At 64.2% G+C, this 19818-nt stretch carries 7 protein-coding genes; 3 read left to right on the top strand and 4 right to left on the bottom strand.

Going from position 1 to position 19818, the window contains the following annotated elements:
• Window positions 1–73 precede the first annotated feature (73 nt).
• Window positions 74–6211, bottom strand: coding sequence for an RHS repeat-associated core domain-containing protein (locus tag OID54_RS38280; protein WP_329028456.1), 6138 nt, complete (start codon window positions 6209–6211; stop codon window positions 74–76).
• A 1068-nt stretch (window positions 6212–7279) separates the two neighbouring features.
• Here OID54_RS38280 and OID54_RS38275 point away from each other — a divergent pair.
• Window positions 7280–13453, top strand: coding sequence for an RHS repeat-associated core domain-containing protein (locus tag OID54_RS38275; RefSeq protein ID WP_329028454.1), 6174 nt, complete (start codon window positions 7280–7282; stop codon window positions 13451–13453).
• Window positions 13454–13729: 276 nt separating this feature from the next.
• Here OID54_RS38275 and OID54_RS38270 read toward each other — a convergent pair whose 3' ends face one another.
• On the bottom strand, window positions 13730–14113 hold the full coding sequence (locus OID54_RS38270) for a hypothetical protein (RefSeq protein WP_329028195.1): 384 nt from the start codon (window positions 14111–14113) through the stop codon (window positions 13730–13732).
• A 546-nt stretch (window positions 14114–14659) separates the two neighbouring features.
• Window positions 14660–14863, bottom strand: a complete 204-nt coding sequence (locus OID54_RS38265) for a hypothetical protein (RefSeq protein ID WP_329028193.1) — start codon at window positions 14861–14863, stop codon at window positions 14660–14662.
• A gap of 1174 nt (window positions 14864–16037) precedes the next feature.
• On the opposite strand from OID54_RS38265, the gene OID54_RS38260 reads away from it, so the two are divergent.
• A complete protein-coding gene (locus tag OID54_RS38260) occupies window positions 16038–16562 on the top strand; it encodes a hypothetical protein (protein ID WP_329028191.1) in 525 nt (174 codons plus the stop codon).
• Between the two features lie 639 nt (window positions 16563–17201).
• Here the strand turns inward: OID54_RS38260 and OID54_RS38255 are convergent.
• Window positions 17202–19100 carry a DUF742 domain-containing protein gene (locus OID54_RS38255; protein ID WP_329028189.1) on the bottom strand — a complete coding sequence of 633 codons (1899 nt, stop codon included), beginning with the start codon at window positions 19098–19100 and terminating at the stop codon, window positions 17202–17204.
• A 256-nt stretch (window positions 19101–19356) separates the two neighbouring features.
• On the opposite strand from OID54_RS38255, the gene OID54_RS38250 reads away from it, so the two are divergent.
• On the top strand, window positions 19357–19521 hold the full coding sequence (locus OID54_RS38250; RefSeq protein ID WP_329028188.1) for a hypothetical protein: 165 nt from the start codon (window positions 19357–19359) through the stop codon (window positions 19519–19521).
• Window positions 19522–19818 lie beyond the last annotated feature (297 nt).

The raw sequence follows: 19818 nt of genomic DNA, 5'->3' as shown, positions 1-19818 counted from the left end.
GTGGCCACTGGGACGCTCTTAGAGGATGGTGCTCGTTTATAGCGCCATCAGGTGTTGCTGTGTGTCAGTGTTGCTAGAACCGCTTCCACCAAGGCAAAGGCTTCCCCTTGTTGTTGTATGCGCGGTCCCAGGGGCGGTGGCGCTTCATTCCCGGGGATCGATGGTAGTGAGGCCACCACGAGTACCATTTGCGATTGCCCTGTTTGTCCCTTACCGGGTGTACGTCAACCCGAAGCTTCTGCTTGCCCTTCCAGGAGAGGTGGCATCCTCCTCCCCCGTTATTGTATGGCCACATGCACTTCACCCGAGTGTTCCTGGCGACGTACCTGGTCTTGTTCCATCCTGACCTGGCCTTGTTCCAGCCGCTCCGTAGCCATCCACCCGCTTTCCTGATGAAGCCCCATCGTTGTCCGTCGAGGTCGTGTTGGTTGATGGGGTCGCCGGGGTAGCTGTAGCGGTTGTCGCCGCCTCCGGGGATGGGGTCGGTGGTGAGGAAGCGTCCGGTGTGGGGGTTGTAGAGGCGGGCGCCCATGAGGGTGAGGCTGGTGGGGGTTTCGGTGGAGCGTTGTTTGGCGCCGAGCCAGTTGTAGCGGGTGGTGGGTTGGTTGGTGCGGGGGTTGCCGTATTCGTCATTGTCGAGGGCTGTGGGGGGTTTGCTGGTGTCGAGGGGGAGTTGGAGGGCGATGTCGCCGTGGATGGTGGTGAGGTGGAGGGTGGTGTCGCCGGTTTTGTTGGTGGTGGCGGCGAGGTCTCCGGTGGTGGATTCGATGTTGCGGGTGAGTGTGCCGGTGGTGGTGTTCTCGGTGATCCAGCGGGGGTTGTCGTTGTCGCTGGCGTAGTGGTTGATCTTTGATGCGGTTTGGGTCCAGGTGGAGCCGCTGCCGGTTTCGGTGGTGAAGGATCGGAAGCGTCGGTTGGCGTCGAGTTGCCAGGTTTGGCGGTTGGTGCCTGCGGTTTGCTGGTGTACGAGGTCGTTGGCGTAGTAGCCGATGGTGCTGCCGGGGAGGGTTGTGGTCCGGCCGAGGTTGTCGTAGGTGTAGCCGGTGTCGGTGAGTCTGTCGGCGCTGTCGTAGGTGTGGCTGGTGGTGGTGCCTGCGGTGGTGGGGCAGTCGGTTCCTGGGGGACCCGCGTTGGTGTTCAGGTTGGTGCGGTTGGTGCGGTTGTCGAAGGTGTATGTGCGTCGGGTGCAGACGGTGTCGGTGGTGTCTTCGGTGAGGGTCAGTCGGCCGGTTGCGTCGTAGTGGTAGTTCTGGTCGGACCATCCGGCGTGGGCGGTGACTTGGCCGTGGATGGACTCGGTCGCTGTGTCGGACACGACGATGGCGCTGTCGCTGTCGCGGGTGTAGGTGCGCTCGACTGTTGCGCCGGTGGTGTCCTCGGTGGTGGTGAGGGTGTAGCCGCCGGGTAGCTTCTCGCTGGTGACGGAGCCGTCGGCGTCGTAGGTGGCCTGGAAGTCGCCGGCGATGGAGTCGGTGGTCTTCGTGGCGAGGCCGCGGGGTTCGGTGGTGTGGTTGTAGTGGATCGTCACGCTGGAAGGGACGTTGTCGCTGATTTTCACCCGCCGGTTGAGCAGGTCGTACTCGGTGGTTGTTGTCCCGCCGTCGGCGTTGGTGTAGGAGATTTGTCGGCCGAGTTTGTCGAATGCTTCGGTGATGGTTCCGCCGGTGGGCGAGGTCGCTGTCACCGCTTGGCCCGTGGCGGGGTCGTATCCGGTGGTCGATGTGGGTACTGCCTGGCCGAGGCCGCCGGTGATGGTGGACGTGGTCTGGCGGCCGGCGGTGTCGTGGGCGGTGGTGGTGGTCCGGGTGGTGCCGTTGGCTGTCTCGGTGACCTGGGTTGTGTTGCCCCATCGGTCGTATTCGGTCGTGGTGGTGGGCAGGTTCGCCGGGTGGGATCCTCCGCCGGTGATCGCGCCGGCGGGGCTGGTCGAGCAGAGGAGATCGGCCCATTCCGGGCGGCCGTTGCAGGTGCCGGTGCCGGTGGCGGACCAGTAGGCGGTTACTCGTGTGCTCGCGTCGGTGCCGGTGGCACCTGGGGGTATCTGCTTGGTGATGCGGCCCTGGCCGTCGTACTCGGTGGTCTCAGTGATCGCCAGCCCGCCTGGGTCCTTCACTGTCTGGGTCGGGACACCCTTGGCCCAGTCGTAGACGGTCTGGATTACTCGGTTCTCGCCCTGGATGCTGGGGTGTTCACGAACCTGGGCGCCTGTGGTGACTCGGGTGATCTGGTCCTTGACTTTCGCTGTGCCGTCGGTCGGGCGTCCTTGGTCGTACTCGTTGACCGTCCAAGTGCGGGCGGAGACCGACGTGCCGGCCGATACCAGGGTGGTGGCACCGGATTTGAGGTCGGCAGTCAGGTCGACACGGCGTAGTGGTCCGAATTCTTCTCGTTCACGGGTGCCGCTCTCGTTGTAGAGCGATGTGGTGGACAAGAGGTCCGCCCGTTCCCCAGTGGTCAGGGAGGCAATGCCGAGCTCTGCGCGGGTCGCGTTGTGGGCTGGGCTGGTCCCGAGGGCCAAGGCCCGGTTCGAAGCGGACAGTTCGCGGATGGTGTTGCCGAAACGGTCGTATTCGGTGGTGGTGATGTGCCCACCGGGTGTTGCCGTGTTGGCTGTGCGCCCCGATACGCCCAGGTAGGTGATGTCGGCGCGGGTGTATGCGGAGGCGGTCAGCGCGTCACCCGAGTGGCTCGCCGGGACTTCGTCCGCAGGGAAGACAGCTGTCGCGTCGGTCGGTGCTTCGGCCTGGCCCCACGTCTTTACTTGGGTAGTGCCCATGACGTAGGGGGCTTTGGCGCCGGTGAGCGGTACGTCGTAAACCACTGATGTGGCCGCGATACCTTGCTCCACGTCGGTGGTTCCCTGTTGGAGGCCTGGACGGGACGCCTTGAGGAGCATGCCAGGGCCGGCGGTGGCTGCGGCACCTGCCTGGCCGTAGGTGAGGGTCCAGGGCAATTCACCGGGAGGGGTGAGGGTGATGACCCGTCCGGCGGAGTCGTAGGTGTACTCGGTCTTCAACGCTGGGGTGATCAGGGGGTTCCATGTCTGGCGCAGGCGGCCGCTGTCGTCGTATGCGTATGTCTGCACGGTTTTGTGTGTCGCTGCGGTGGCGCCGGGCTCGGTGGACCACTGGCGGAGTTCCTTGACCTGCCCGGTGTAGTCGCCGAGGGTGGACCCGCTTGCGGTCGTGGAGGTCGCGTAGACGAATTCCAGTGCCCGGCAGCCCTTCGTCGTGGGCGTCGCGGTGCAAGTCGACGCGCTTGCGGCGGAGGTGGCCGCTATGACCCGCTTGGGACGGGCCAGTGTCTCGCTGCCCACGGTCACGGTCTCGGAGACCACGGTGGTGGTGGAGTTGGTCAGGCCGTCCAGCAAGCTGGTGGAGACCTGCCATGTTGTTACAGCCGGGTCCGGTTTGGTGAAGACCGTGACCGTGCCGCCGGTATCGGTGAGGGTGAACGATCCGGTGACGCTTCCGGTGAGGGTGAGGTCCTCAGCGCCGGGTTCAGGTATCCAGCTCGTCTGCGCGGCGTTCGCGGTGAAATGGATGGAGTCACCAGCGGCCATCACGACGTCGACCGCGGTGTTGGAGACCTTGCGGATGTGGGTGTACTCCGACTCGGTCGCCTCGGCAGCGGTACCTGATACCCACTCCTTGCCGAAGATCGCGGCCTGGCCTTCCTGGCCGCTGCCCTTCTGCGGCTCACGAGAGGAAGATGTGCGGGAGACCGACAGTCCCAAAGAAGAGACATCGGTGGCGGAGATGGAATGGTCGCCTGTCAGTAGGTTCACGGAACCGGGTCCCACCTCCTCGACCGCGGCTCCGCTGGCGTTGCGGTCGACGACCACCGCCAGCGGCTGGGTGGATCCTGTGGCGGAGCTCGGACCGGTGAAGTCGGCCTTGATCTGGATGGTGCCGTCCGGATTGACCGTGTCCGTGGTGTTCCATACCAGCGGTGCGTTCTTGCCACTGGTCATGGCGACCGGCCACGCAGTCAGCGCCGTACCGCCGGAGGTGACGTCCCCTGCGGGGATCTGCGTCCAGGAATCGGCTGCCGAACGGCGCCAGGAGAAGGAAACGGCATTGTAGGTACCGGCGTCGGCTTCGGCTACCAGCGGCAGCCGGCGGGCGGTGCGTTCACCGCTACTGGGCTGGATGAAACCGCCGGGGCCTGCGTGGAAGGTGTAGTCGACCGGCTCGGACTTGTTGTCAGCCTTGTCGACCGCTCTCACCTGCAGGGTGTGGCTACCGTCCTTGGGCGGAGTAATAGAGATCGCCTTCACACCGGAGGCGCCCCCGGTGCCGACCTTCGTCCAGGCAGCACCGTCCAAGGACCACTCGAGCCAGTTGTGATCCGCCGCTGGCGGAGTCACGTTGAACACCCCGGCCTGGCCCTCGCCCTTGACCCAGGCGTTCGACGGGTAGTCCGTGGAGGCAACAGCAGTGGGGGCAGACGGCGCCGCGGTGTCGACGACGAAGGTCTTCCAGGCCGACCAGCCCAGGTTGTAGTGCACTCCGTCGTACGGGTTCGTACGGAACTTGTAGGTCTTGCCATGGGTGAGCACCCCAGCGGGCACCGTGACCGAGGCGACCTTCCCGGACGGCACATACGGCGACACGATCACACTGCCGACCTGCGTATTGGTGACCGAGTCAAAGATCTGGAAAGTGCCGTTGACCTTGTCACCGTTTGCGTCGATGAAGGTGTCCCGCAGGGTGGGGGTGAGCGTGTTCACGGTGTATGCGCCACCGTAGGAGAAATACGGGGGGCCTGCCTCTTGCTTCGTGCCCGTACGTGGTCGGTAGTTGTACGTCACCGTAAGCTTCGGCGGATTCGAGGCGGCGTTGGCGGAGTTGATCCGCTTCCACTGCGCGGTGTCGGTCTCGCTGGTCGCCCTCAGACCCATATGACCGCGGGTGGCCAGCGCAGATGCCCATTCCTGCACCAACGTAGACACATCCGCGTTGATCCAGCCGTCCGGAGTGGACGTGCACGCCGCATTGCCACGGGTCTCGGACGAGGTGGCCTTCTTCGCCGTCCACGCCGGCTGCGCGGTCCAACGTGAAGCGGTCGACGAGGCACCCGCGGACCACACCTCCCACGGCTGGCTGGTGCAGGCAGTATTGCCGGAGTGGAAGTTCCACAGCGACAGCTGCGCGTTCGTCACCAATGCGTCCCGAATCGGGGCGGTGTTCCAGGAGATGAACGAACGGGCGGTACGCGGTGTCCCGTTCGGGTTCGTTGTCCCCGGATTACCCAGGTCCAGCTCGGTGTCCGCCGACCAGTCGACCGTCTCGCCCTGCTGCACATAGGTGTCGAACACGTTACCCAACGCCGAGGTGGACGGATCCACTGTCACCGGGTAGCTGGTCTTCGGGTCAGCGAGGAAAGCCGCGTCTGGAGTGACGACGAGATTGACGCCGCCCTTGACTGGGACCACTTTCATGTCGACCCTGGCGCGCCGGGTGTGTTCCCCTGACGCCTTGTCGACGGTGGCATCCCACATCACTGGTGCGGGCATCACCGCATGCGTCTTGTTCTTACCATCGGTGAACCGCACACTGCCGTCAGGCTGCTGCTTTACTTTCAAGCCCTTGGCCCGCAGCGGCATGGTGTACGTGTACCCAGAACCCGCAGGACGCTGCTTAATCTCGACAAACTGCTCGAACCCGGTTCGGGTAGCCTCCACCACGACGTCAGCACCGGGGACCGCATTCTCGTATTCGGCACGGGTACCACGCAGCTTCGGCGCGGGCAGTCCCCCCTTCCACTGCAACGTGATCTGGCGATCGCCCTCGCCGAGGGTCACGAGGTCAGCAGCCTTGGAGGACTGAGCAGCTCTGAGGGAAGCCGCCGGAACCCCGCTCCTGCCAGCTAACCGCAGACCTTGAGGGTGAGCTTTGGGTGCAACCGAACCATCAGAACCACCGACCAGGGCCAGATCGACATCCCGCCAGTCGTCACTGCCCTCCTCTCGGAACCGCACAGGCCCCGCGCTCAACTCAGTAGTAAGCGAGCCATTCTTGTTTACCCACGTCGTCGACGTCTCCGTACGCTCAGAGAGCGCCTCCACCCGCTTGCCTGACAGCCGCGCTGCTACTCGCGCCGATGGGATATCCGCTGCTTGCGTCACAGTTGGCTTCTTTGGTGCAGCAGCTGCCTGAGAGGGAGCCGCGACCGCGGAACTCGCGCCATCAAGCAAGGTGACACTCAAGGCCAAGGCAAGGCCGCCTGCTATATAGCGCAAGCTCCTGCCTGACCAGACCCGTCCGCGCTCCTCCGGCGCGGATAATTGGATCTTCATGAATCCTTAACCTCCTCGTTGCGTGTGCACCACAAGTGCAGGCACCACGCGAACGTACCCAGGAGGAAAAGAGACAGAATCTGCCCCAATCAGCCACACACCCCGGCGTACCTCACAGACAACACACAGGAGCTTGACCGTTTCGTAATCAACAGCCAACCCCCGTACCCGAGCTACGCACAATTCATGCGCACACCAACGCACCTGATGAAGCCCCCTCACACCCACACCGCACAACAAACAACCACTGAAGAGGTCTCCACTCCCGTGAACCCCGACGAGCCGAACACGGATGAGGCCGCTACGGGCACGAGAGAGCTGTCGACGCAACGGAACGCTGTTCTAGCGCTGTGCAGTAGCCGCCCGACAGTCGATCGTTTCGCAGCGCGAGGGCATGCAAGGCGCTGCGATGTCGCCAGGCCAGGGCATCTGTCTGGATCGAGGCACTGCCGGCCAAGGTCATGAACTGCGCTCCCAAGCGGTCGTGCCGACTTCCCTGCACCCCTTACTCATGGCCCACCGGATCCGATCACGAAGGCATCGACACTGTCGATGATCTCGACTTGTCGTTGCGGTTCGACAGGAACGAGGAGCCAAGGCCATTCCGACTTCGTGAACCCCTGCATCGTTGCTCATCCCAGTGGTTGTTTGTTGTGCGGTGTGGGTGTGAGGGGGCTTCATCAGGTGCGTTGGTGTGCGCATGAATTGTGCGTAGCTCGGGTACGGGGGTTGGCTGTTGATTACGAAACGGTCAAGCTCCTGTGTGTTGTCTGTGAGGTACGCCGGGGTGTGTGGCTGATTGGGGCAGATTCTGTCTCTTTTCCTCCTGGGTACGTTCGCGTGGTGCCTGCACTTGTGGTGCACACGCAACGAGGAGGTTAAGGATTCATGAAGATCCAATTATCCGCGCCGGAGGAGCGCGGACGGGTCTGGTCAGGCAGGAGCTTGCGCTATATAGCAGGCGGCCTTGCCTTGGCCTTGAGTGTCACCTTGCTTGATGGCGCGAGTTCCGCGGTCGCGGCTCCCTCTCAGGCAGCTGCTGCACCAAAGAAGCCAACTGTGACGCAAGCAGCGGATATCCCATCGGCGCGAGTAGCAGCGCGGCTGTCAGGCAAGCGGGTGGAGGCGCTCTCTGAGCGTACGGAGACGTCGACGACGTGGGTAAACAAGAATGGCTCGCTTACTACTGAGTTGAGCGCGGGGCCTGTGCGGTTCCGAGAGGAGGGCAGTGACGACTGGCGGGATGTCGATCTGGCCCTGGTCGGTGGTTCTGATGGTTCGGTTGCACCCAAAGCTCACCCTCAAGGTCTGCGGTTAGCTGGCAGGAGCGGGGTTCCGGCGGCTTCCCTCAGAGCTGCTCAGTCCTCCAAGGCTGCTGACCTCGTGACCCTCGGCGAGGGCGATCGCCAGATCACGTTGCAGTGGAAGGGGGGACTGCCCGCGCCGAAGCTGCGTGGTACCCGTGCCGAATACGAGAATGCGGTCCCCGGTGCTGACGTCGTGGTGGAGGCTACCCGAACCGGGTTCGAGCAGTTTGTCGAGATTAAGCAGCGTCCTGCGGGTTCTGGGTACACGTACACCATGCCGCTGCGGGCCAAGGGCTTGAAAGTAAAGCAGCAGCCTGACGGCAGTGTGCGGTTCACCGATGGTAAGAACAAGACGCATGCGGTGATGCCCGCACCAGTGATGTGGGATGCCACCGTCGACAAGGCGTCAGGGGAACACACCCGGCGCGCCAGGGTCGACATGAAAGTGGTCCCAGTCAAGGGCGGCGTCAATCTCGTCGTCACTCCAGACGCGGCTTTCCTCGCTGACCCGAAGACCAGCTACCCGGTGACAGTGGATCCGTCCACCTCGGCGTTGGGTAACGTGTTCGACACCTATGTGCAGCAGGGCGAGACGGTCGACTGGTCGGCGGACACCGAGCTGGACCTGGGTAATCCGGGGACAACGAACCCGAACGGGACACCGCGTACCGCCCGTTCGTTCATCTCCTGGAACACCGCCCCGATTCGGGACGCATTGGTGACGAACGCGCAGCTGTCGCTGTGGAACTTCCACTCCGGCAATACTGCCTGCACCAGCCAGCCGTGGGAGGTGTGGTCCGCGGGTGCCTCGTCGACCGCTTCACGTTGGACCGCGCAGCCGGCGTGGACGGCGAAGAAGGCCACCTCGTCCGAGACCCGTGGCAATGCGGCGTGCACGTCCACTCCGGACGGCTGGATCAACGCGGATGTGTCTACGTTGGTGCAGGAATGGGCATCTGCGCTGGCCACCCGCGGTCATATGGGTCTGAGGGCGACCAGCGAGACCGACACCGCGCAGTGGAAGCGGATCAACTCCGCCAACGCCGCCTCGAATCCGCCGAAGCTTACGGTGACGTACAACTACCGACCACGTACGGGCACGAAGCAAGAGGCAGGCCCCCCGTATTTCTCCTACGGTGGCGCATACACCGTGAACACGCTCACCCCCACCCTGCGGGACACCTTCATCGACGCAAACGGTGACAAGGTCAACGGCACTTTCCAGATCTTTGACTCGGTCACCAATACGCAGGTCGGCAGTGTGATCGTGTCGCCGTATGTGCCGTCCGGGAAGGTCGCCTCGGTCACGGTGCCCGCTGGGGTGCTCACCCATGGCAAGACCTACAAGTTCCGTACGAACCCGTACGACGGAGTGCACTACAACCTGGGCTGGTCGGCCTGGAAGACCTTCGTCGTCGACACCGCGGCGCCGTCTGCCCCCACTGCTGTTGCCTCCACGGACTACCCGTCGAACGCCTGGGTCAAGGGCGAGGGCCAGGCCGGGGTGTTCAACGTGACTCCGCCAGCGGCGGATCACAACTGGCTCGAGTGGTCCTTGGACGGTGCTGCCTGGACGAAGGTCGGCACCGGGGGCGCCTCCGGTGTGAAGGCGATCTCTATTACTCCGCCCAAGGACGGTAGCCACACCCTGCAGGTGAGAGCGGTCGACAAGGCTGACAACAAGTCCGAGCCGGTCGACTACACCTTCCACGCAGGCCCCGGCGGTTTCATCCAGCCCAGTAGCGGTGAACGCACCGCCCGCCGGCTGCCGCTGGTAGCCGAAGCCGACGCCGGTACCTACAATGCCGTTTCCTTCTCCTGGCGCCGTTCGGCAGCCGATTCCTGGACGCAGATCCCCGCAGGGGACGTCACCTCCGGCGGTACGGCGCTGACTGCGTGGCCGGTCGCCATGACCAGTGGCAAGAACGCACCGCTGGTATGGAACACCACGGACACGGTCAATCCGGACGGCACCATCCAGATCAAGGCCGACTTCACCGGTCCGAGCTCCGCCACAGGATCCACCCAGCCGCTGGCGGTGGTCGTCGACCGCAACGCCAGCGGAGCCGCGGTCGAGGAGGTGGGACCCGGTTCCGTGAACCTACTGACAGGCGACCATTCCATCTCCGCCACCGATGTCTCTTCTTTGGGACTGTCGGTCTCCCGCACATCTTCCTCTCGTGAGCCGCAGAAGGGCAGCGGCCAGGAAGGCCAGGCCGCGATCTTCGGCAAGGAGTGGGTATCAGGTACCGCTGCCGAGGCGACCGAGTCGGAGTACACCCACATCCGCAAGGTCTCCAACACCGCGGTCGACGTCGTGATGGCCGCTGGTGACTCCATCCATTTCACCGCGAACGCCGCGCAGACGAGCTGGATACCTGAACCCGGCGCTGAGGACCTCACCCTCACCGGAAGCGTCACCGGATCGTTCACCCTCACCGATACCGGCGGCACGGTCACGGTCTTCACCAAACCGGACCCGGCTGTAACAACATGGCAGGTCTCCACCAGCTTGCTGGACGGCCTGACCAACTCCACCACCACCGTGGTCTCCGAGACCGTGACCGTGGGCAGCGAGACACTGGCCCGTCCCAAGCGGGTCATAGCGGCCACCTCCGCCGCAAGCGCGTCGACTTGCACCGCGACGCCCACGACGAAGGGCTGCCGGGCACTGGAATTCGTCTACGCGACCTCCACGACCGCAAGCGGGTCCACCCTCGGCGACTACACCGGGCAGGTCAAGGAACTCCGCCAGTGGTCCACCGAGCCCGGCGCCACCGCAGCGACACACAAAACCGTGCAGACATACGCATACGACGACAGCGGCCGCCTGCGCCAGACATGGAACCCCCTGATCACCCCAGCGTTGAAGACCGAGTACACCTACGACTCCGCCGGACGGGTCATCACCCTCACCCCTCCCGGTGAATTGCCCTGGACCCTCACCTACGGCCAGGCAGGTGCCGCAGCCACCGCCGGCCCTGGCATGCTCCTCAAGGCGTCCCGTCCAGGCCTCCAACAGGGAACCACCGACGTGGAGCAAGGTATCGCGGCCACATCAGTGGTTTACGACGTACCGCTCACCGGCGCCAAAGCCCCCTACGTCATGGGCACTACCCAAGTAAAGACGTGGGGCCAGGCCGAAGCACCGACCGACGCGACAGCTGTCTTCCCTGCGGACGAAGTCCCGGCGAGCCACTCGGGTGACGCGCTGACCGCCTCCGCATACACCCGCGCCGACATCACCTACCTGGGCGTATCGGGGCGCACAGCCAACACGGCAACACCCGGTGGGCACATCACCACCACCGAATACGACCGTTTCGGCAACACCATCCGCGAACTGTCCGCTTCGAACCGGGCCTTGGCCCTCGGGACCAGCCCAGCCCACAACGCGACCCGCGCAGAGCTCGGCATTGCCTCCCTGACCACTGGGGAACGGGCGGACCTCTTGTCCACCACATCGCTCTACAACGAGAGCGGCACCCGTGAACGAGAAGAATTCGGACCACTACGCCGTGTCGACCTGACTGCCGACCTCAAATCCGGTGCCACCACCCTGGTATCGGCCGGCACGTCGGTCTCCGCCCGCACTTGGACGGTCAACGAGTACGACCAAGGACGCCCGACCGACGGCACAGCGAAAGTCAAGGACCAGATCACCCGAGTCACCACAGGCGCCCAGGTTCGTGAACACCCCAGCATCCAGGGCGAGAACCGAGTAATCCAGACCGTCTACGACTGGGCCAAGGGTGTCCCGACCCAGACAGTGAAGGACCCAGGCGGGCTGGCGATCACTGAGACCACCGAGTACGACGGCCAGGGCCGCATCACCAAGCAGATACCCCCAGGTGCCACCGGCACCGACGCGAGCACACGAGTAACCGCCTACTGGTCCGCCACCGGCACCGGCACCTGCAACGGCCGCCCGGAATGGGCCGATCTCCTCTGCTCGACCAGCCCCGCCGGCGCGATCACCGGCGGAGGATCCCACCCGGCGAACCTGCCCACCACCACGACCGAATACGACCGATGGGGCAACACAACCCAGGTCACCGAGACAGCCAACGGCACCACCCGGACCACCACCACCGCCCACGACACCGCCGGCCGCCAGACCACGTCCACCATCACCGGCGGCCTCGGCCAGGCAGTACCCACATCGACCACCGGATACGACCCCGCCACGGGCCAAGCGGTGACAGCGACCTCGCCCACCGGCGGAACCATCACCGAAGCATTCGACAAACTCGGCCGACAAATCTCCTACACCAACGCCGACGGCGGGACAACAACCACCGAGTACGACCTGCTCAACCGGCGGGTGAAAATCAGCGACAACGTCCCTTCCAGCGTGACGATCCACTACAACCACACCACCGAACCCCGCGGCCTCGCCACGAAGACCACCGACTCCATCGCCGGCGACTTCCAGGCCACCTACGACGCCGACGGCTCCGTCACCAGCGAGAAGCTACCCGGCGGCTACACCCTCACCACCACCGAGGACACCACCGGCGCAACAGTCGAGCGCACCTACACCCGCGACAGCGACAGCGCCATCGTCGTGTCCGACACAGCGACCGAGTCCATCCACGGCCAAGTCACCGCCCACGCCGGATGGTCCGACCAGAACTACCACTACGACGCAACCGGCCGACTGACCCTCACCGAAGACACCACCGACACCGTCTGCACCCGACGCACATACACCTTCGACAACCGCACCAACCGCACCAACCTGAACACCAACGCGGGTCCCCCAGGAACCGACTGCCCCACCACCGCAGGCACCACCACCAGCCACACCTACGACAGCGCCGACAGACTCACCGACACCGGCTACACCTACGACAACCTCGGCCGGACCACAACCCTCCCCGGCAGCACCATCGGCTACTACGCCAACGACCTCGTACACCAGCAAACCGCAGGCACCAACCGCCAAACCTGGCAACTCGACGCCAACCGACGCTTCCGATCCTTCACCACCGAAACCGGCAGCGGCTCCACCTGGACCCAAACCGCATCAAAGATCAACCACTACGCCAGCGACAACGACAACCCCCGCTGGATCACCGAGAACACCACCACCGGCACACTCACCCGCAACATCGAATCCACCACCGGAGACCTCGCCGCCACCACCAACAAAACCGGCGACACCACCCTCCACCTCACCACCATCCACGGCGACATCGCCCTCCAACTCCCCCTCGACACCAGCAAACCCCCCACAGCCCTCGACAATGACGAATACGGCAACCCCCGCACCAACCAACCCACCACCCGCTACAACTGGCTCGGCGCCAAACAACGCTCCACCGAAACCCCCACCAGCCTCACCCTCATGGGCGCCCGCCTCTACAACCCCCACACCGGACGCTTCCTCACCACCGACCCCATCCCCGGAGGCGGCGACAACCGCTACAGCTACCCCGGCGACCCCATCAACCAACACGACCTCGACGGACAACGATGGTGGAACCCGGCACACCAATGGAGAAAATGGCGCAAGTACAGGCAGCGTCACGCCAGTGCTGACATGCTTCACTCGACGGTCATGTTCGGCGCTGGGATATCCCCCATGGGGTGGGGCCGCAGTTCTATCCGGGGCGCACTCCGTCTACGTAATATCCGGCGGAACTGCAGAGGGTGGAGAGCCGCGAACTGTGCGTGGAACGCCACGGTCGTCGCCAGTGTGGCCGACACCTACTGGTACGGGCGCAACACCTATCGCCACGCCCGCCGCTTTGTTTCGAACGGACACGCGTACGTGTACAACTCAGTCACGCCGCGATGGTATCCGAGGTACGCGTATAGGCCATGGAGGGGGCGATTTTGATACCCCGAAACAAGGGTGAGGGAGCGCTGAGGCTACTGACTTGTTGGGGGCTAGTGGGAGCTATGGCGTGGGACAGCCCTGAGAAGCCTGGGATCGGGGCGCTAGCTCAAATGATGGTCTTCGTCGCGCTCTCCGGACTTGTTCTTCACGTTGTATGTCGCCTGATTCACAGGCGGTGCAGCAGCGCTGATCGCAAACCCAGCCCGTCTCGCTGACTGTGGCACAGCCTCCTGAGGTGATCATCACGACGAGCCGTCAGCTGGTCTCTTAAGAGAATCAGCCATCGAAGCGGTTCCAGCCGATGGCTGAAGAGGTCGGCCAGCGGGCCCAGGGCGCTTCGGTGGGTGGCACCTGCCCAGGCATCGAATGCTTCGCCGTCCTCGTTGCTGACATGCACGACGAGGCCGGGGGCCACATAGAAGTGGGTAGGTGCCCAGGGCCAGAAGGGCGCAGGGGCACAAGGTGCAGCGCTTCGGTGAGTTGCTCGACCTGCGGTGCAGTGAGTTTGCGGGGCAGGGCGAGGTATTCGGCGCCCATGGAGGCCTCGAAGAGGGAGAACTGGATCAGGAAGCCGCTGAGCGGTTCCTGTTCGGGGATCGGCTCCTCGTTGAATTCACGGAACCAGACCGTCGGACGGCTTCTGGTCTCTCCGGCGTCCACAGGAGAGACCAGAAGAAGCCTCCTTGGTTCTCGACGCCGAAATTGAGCGTCTCCCCGAGGCAGTCGGTGTGCAGCTCTGGCTCGGGCAGGATCCTGTTCTGGATTCCGAGGGCACCCGGCCGCTGCTTCGCGAGCCGGTACAGCTGTCTCAGTCCACCGGGAAGGCGTGACGCGGAGTCGCTGGTAGGCGATTCGGTGGCGTCTGCGGTCGGGTACCAGCCGGTGACGAACTGCTCAAGAGTTGCCGCACGGTCACCGTTCACATTCCCCAGCCACTCCAAGTCCGGCAAGTGCTCAGGTGGAAGTGGTGGGCGCACTCGGTTGAGGAGTTCTCTGCTCAAGGGTGCTTCAAAGCGCAGTTCGCAGTCGGTGAGAACGCCATCGGAGGTGCCAGCCTGGCTCACTTGGGCGGTGCCCAGGTACAAAACTTCGCCTCCGACGCGGACCGCGATGTGTATCGGCAACGAGTCTTCGTTCACCCCCCAGGGAGCCTCCATGAGTCGCGCTGTGACCGGTGCTGGTGCGGGCCCGATCAAGCGGACCTCCTCAGCGCTCCACACACCGCTTTTGGCGGGTTTTGGCGGGTGCGTCACTTGCTTCCGCGATGATCAGCATTCCGCCCGGGCCTATGACGACACTGGCACCCCCCACCGTGAAGCGCCCGGCTGCCACCGACCCGCCGACGAGCACGGGGACGTGCTCCCGATCGAACGCCGGCGTTCGAATCACGGCGGGAACCTGATCGTTCATTCCTGCATCATCTTCGACCACCACCGACACCACTCTTAGTGCCCATCGACTGCGACCGTGATCCAAACGAATGTGCCTGCGTGCCGCAGCGGGGCACGCTGGGTGACCGGAACGCCGGGCTAGATGTGACAGGTCGTCTGGAGCTGGGCGGTCATCAGAACTGAACCAGAGGAGAGAATCGGACAAATATCTCGCATTGCCTCAAAAGTGGCTGGCTAGAAGGTGGCATACGGGGCCGATCTCAAGAGCGCTGGTATGACGTGACCTTCCGGTTGCTGACAGGCCGCCAGAAGCCCGCACAGAAGATCTGGCCCCAATCAATGAGCTGTAGAGAGCCCCAAATGGGTGAAGGCCGGGTACCCAGTCGAGTTGCTCCACTCCCCCACGTTCACGACACCGCACCCTTCGGCTGCTTGGTGGCAGAGTCCCTCCCCACAACTCGTCTGCTCCGTCGCCAGCCTGATTGGCTCTTGCTGTCCCGGATGGGGGGAGTACATCTTGGCTCCGTACTAGCCCAAAGCGAGTTCTGTCCTGCCTCACCAACGTGACAGACGCTCCGTGCCGCCATGGCCTCCGTAGATTTGGAGAGGCTAAGGCGGTTGCGGTGGCCTCAGTACCCATCCCGACTGCGACGGATTGTCCTCCAGACCGCCTCACCGATTCGCGCCCGCCTCCACAGATCTCCCGTCGGCGCAATGTGTCCCGCGGAGCAATCAATCCGCACAGCTCGTACAGCCTGCGTTCAACCCGGCCCTTGTCGCCCACCACCGCTGCCCGCTACTGATCGGGCACTGCCTCCTCCAGCGGCACCGCCTTGGCCGCATCGAGCGGCATGCCCAGAAGTGCTCGCGGCTGGGGCAAGGTGTGGAGACGGTAGCGGCTGGCGCAGTGGAACCGGGAAGCCGCGGCCGCCCGGCCTTGACGTTGCTCGGCTCGACACTCCCGTAGGTGACGGACACCAGGCCGTTCCGCAGGCGGGTGTGCTCGTGCTCAGGGGCTTGCCGCGTCTGGGTCCAGATTCTGTTGCTGCGCTGATCGAACTGTGCGAGACGGGTCTGTCGACCCTGGACCGGGCCCGCTTCTACAGTGTGCTGTCCTCCAAAGTGCTTCCTGACTGACAGCCCAAGGGGTCTGGGACTGCTCTACGCCGGGGGCGTTTCGCTCCCCTAGAGACATGCGTCATCAACCGGTGCCCCAGCCTGGTGGGAGGACTGCGGTTTGGACTGCCGCCGACCGATTCTCCCCGGAACAGGCAAACGCACTCGCGGAGAAGGTTGAGATCGCCCATGGTGCAAGGGGTGCGTACATCGCTGCACACGTGGTCTCGGACGCGACCGCTGAGCAGCAAATCCGGCAGCTCCTCGCGCGCATCCTGCAGACAGGCCGGCTGGCCGTAAGGCAGTCAGGGTTCCGTGCCCGCAGTCATAAGGCAGATAGTGAAGGGGATAGCTCGTACACCTTCATCTTGGACCGCGGGTGTCAGCGGGTCGTCGGGTACTCCGGACCGCCCACCTCGTGGTTCGACCGGGAGACCCACATCCCGGTCGACGATTTGCTTGCGACGCTTGAAGAACGACGCCTCAAGGAACTCCAAACCCAGCGCCGCAACGAACAGCAGCGCGCGCAGCTCGAGGAGGCGGAGGCCACCCGTGCGGCGGCGATCCCCGCACCAACGTGGCCGCTGCTCCCCGCTGGTTAGGTGTACGACGGGAACGGTCAGGCCGTACCTCTGCCCACCGCCGGTCGTCCGATCAGGGACGAGACCACCATCCGTCGCGTTGGCCGCCGTCCCTACCTGCTGTTTCACGCAGACGCATTGAACTCACCCTTCTTTCGGAACATAGCTCCTGATCGGCGGCATGAGGCCATCCGCAGAGTCGTTGACAAGCTACTGCGGGCCCCGACCAAGGGGCAGGTGATGGTTGGCCCCGATTGCATCACCGTCACCGGGCAGCGGGTGACTTTCACTATGACCGCTGACTGCGCCATGGTCCGCAGCCTCAACCCACCGCAGCCGGGCGACCTGACGCCAGCCAGCTATCGAGCCGACCGCTGGAAGATCTCGCGTTCCGAAAAGGGAAGGTGACGGCGACACAAATGCAGGCGTGTGGGCTGTCGCGAGACTCACCTGGTGGCGTCTCCGATGCCGCGATCAGTTTGAGTGCATCACCTGATCCACCCCCAGCCTGTGACTGCTTTGAAGCCCAGGCTTCACGCAAAGCGGATCGGCTTCTCTCGCCCGGCTACCTAGTCCCGGTGAGGCGCACGAGGAGGGAAGTAGCATCCCTCGGCGCGCACCCCACGCCCGCGTTGCCCGTGGCTGCGCCGGGAACTTCGGTCACGACGAACCTGGGCTGGCACCATCAAGCCCCGCGGCCGCGTACATGCTTCCCCAGCGCCGCCTGGTTTTTGGTTGCTCCGGTTCGCTGACACTGACGGCTCCGGCGTCGGCAAGGTCTCTGACGAGGATGAGCGTGACGGTGAGCGGATAGTTCAGTTCCTTCGCAATCTCGATGATCGTTCTTGGTTCTCTGCAGAGACGACAGATGCGTTGCACGTCCGGAGGCAAGGTGGGAATCCTGCTGTCGTCGTCTGTAGTGGTGACGATGGAATCGACAGGTAGAAGGTCTGCGGTCAGCGGGGGGAAGACCTCTCGTGCCTCGGGCCCGTGCTTAAGCCGGGGGCGGCGAGGTAGGGGCGGTCTCTGCGTGAGGTGGGTTCCGAAGAGGGTGTCCGCGTCGGATTCCTCTCCCTCATGTTCGTCGTCGGACATTGCCGCGCTGGACCAGGATGCCGGGTCGGCTGGTTGGTTGGCCTCTTGGCTGCGTTGGTGAGCATCGGCGGTGTGGTGCAGAAGATGCTCGGTTGCTGTGCCCAGCGCCTTAAGGGCCCTATGCAGGTACGCGATGTCGTGGCGGGGGCGTTCCCTCAGGGCGATTTTGAGAATCCAGTCAGCGTCTTGGTGATTGGCTGCGGCCAAGATCGGCGGTACTTCGGCCAAGAGTCGGATACGTCCCACCGCCGCCAGTACCTGGTAGGCATCGGATTCGCTGCCTGCCTCGCGGAGCGAGGACACGACGAGCAGGACTTCGTCAGTGTCCCGTGAGCGCCCTACCGCTGTGATGAGCTGTCCCGCGTCGCCGTGGCGCTCGTCTGTCCGCAGCTGGGCTATGAGGAAGGGCATGTCAGTAGGACTGCGTACAGTCCCTGCGGCGATGAGAAGTAGGTCGGCTTCCGCATCGTGACCGACGTTCCGCAGCGCATCGACCGTGACCAGCACGTCCATAGGCCGCAGTTCGTGTGCGGTCTTGGACAGGAAGTCTGCAATGTCGACGCCCTCTGCCAGCCGGGACTCGATCTCTTCTACCGTCGCGCGGGCGACAGCCTCGTCCGAGTTGTTCGAGAAGTTCCCACTGGTGGAAGGGTTGTCCAGGTGTAGTTCATCAGCCAGTCGCTCCAGACGATCCGCACCATCGTCCAGATGCCGGGCAGCCTTGAGTAGGGCAACGTCGATGTCGTCGGCAGGAGTGTCGAAGACCTCTCGGTAGTGAGTGGGAGGCACCCCGGAAGCGCTGGCCCTCTTGCCCCGCAGCAGCTCGAGTTCTTGTGTCAGAGCGCGTACTTGCTCGGCTGCTGTCTCGGCGAGCCGGTCGGCTTTATGACGTTCGCTGCGAGCTCGCTCCAACTCGGACTCCGCAGTTGTCCGCTGTTGTTCACTACGCCTGAGGCGCTCTCGCATCTGCGCGGTCTGCTCCGGCACTGAGGTGCGCAAACGATCGCGCTCCCGCGTCAAAGCAGAGATATTCCTCTGCAGCCCGTCCACCATCGTCAGCAGCAACAACACCAAGTGGTTCGCACTACTTCGCTCCTGCTCCAACTCGGCGGCGCGCTCCATCGCGCGCATCAGCTTGTCCGACAGTTCCAGAGACCGCTGCTGCACCCGCACCAGCTCCGAGGCAGACTCCTCTCTCGCGGGCCCGCTGATGAACTCCCCCGATACGCATCGCTCCTTGAGATCCTTCACCTCCTGGAGGAGCTGCGCGCGGCCAGTGGCGTCGCGCGAGCATGCGTCGGCTACGGCCTCGATGAAGTCCTGGCGCAGACCCACTCCCGCCAACCGCTGAGACACCGTCGACTTCGCTGGTACGCGGCCATCGGTGAAATGGTCCGGCCCCCACAAATCCAAGAGATCGTCCACGCGCATGCCAGCCGCATCCAGCCAGCCGCGTAACAGCACCGCCAGATCGTTGGCCTGATCGTTCGGACCTTTGAGTGGCCCCCACGGACGCGTCCGTCGGCTTCCTCCGGACAACTCATCTCCCCACATCGAACAGACAACTGGCCGTTATCCAGGTTTGTTCAGACGAACCTCGAACAAGTGGACCGGGCCATCTCAACAGACGGAACGTGGTGAGCGCGGGCCGTTGCGACAACGAGCCCGGATGGCACCGTCACCGACGGCGTCCACCAGCACCAAACGTCAGGAGCATCCGATGCCCACTCCAATGCAAAGCGTCCTTGAACTGCTCGCCCGTGGCCTACTCACCGAACTTCCGGCGCAGCTCGTTGCTGCGGCACTAGTCGCTGCCAGTGCTGCCGCGCTTCGTGCCTGGCGACGACGTGCTGTGGAGAACCAGAAGAACACCGCGGACCGTTGACCACGTGGGCACCGGACCCGCAGCCCGGCCGGTGCCCAGCAGCGCGACCCCGACAGCTCTTAGGCCCGCTAAGGGACGGTCGCGCGCCCGCTCTCCTTCCGAGACGAGTGGGCATCCGCAGCGATACGCAGTCCCAACCCAGGGTCTGGTACTCCTGGAGCCTGAAGGCTTGGTTTTCCACTCCATTCCGGCTGGATCAGGATTTCGTACCAACCGACTCTGTTGTCCGCGGACAACAGGAAGCACTCCCCCACCCCACAGCCGAGCTTGTTGTCCGCGGACAACAAGCGGGGCCTC

The sequence above is a fragment of the Streptomyces sp. NBC_00690 genome (assembly GCF_036226685.1).
Taxonomy (GTDB): Bacteria; Actinomycetota; Actinomycetes; order Streptomycetales; family Streptomycetaceae; genus Streptomyces.
This window is presented reverse-complemented; position numbering and strand designations above follow the sequence as displayed.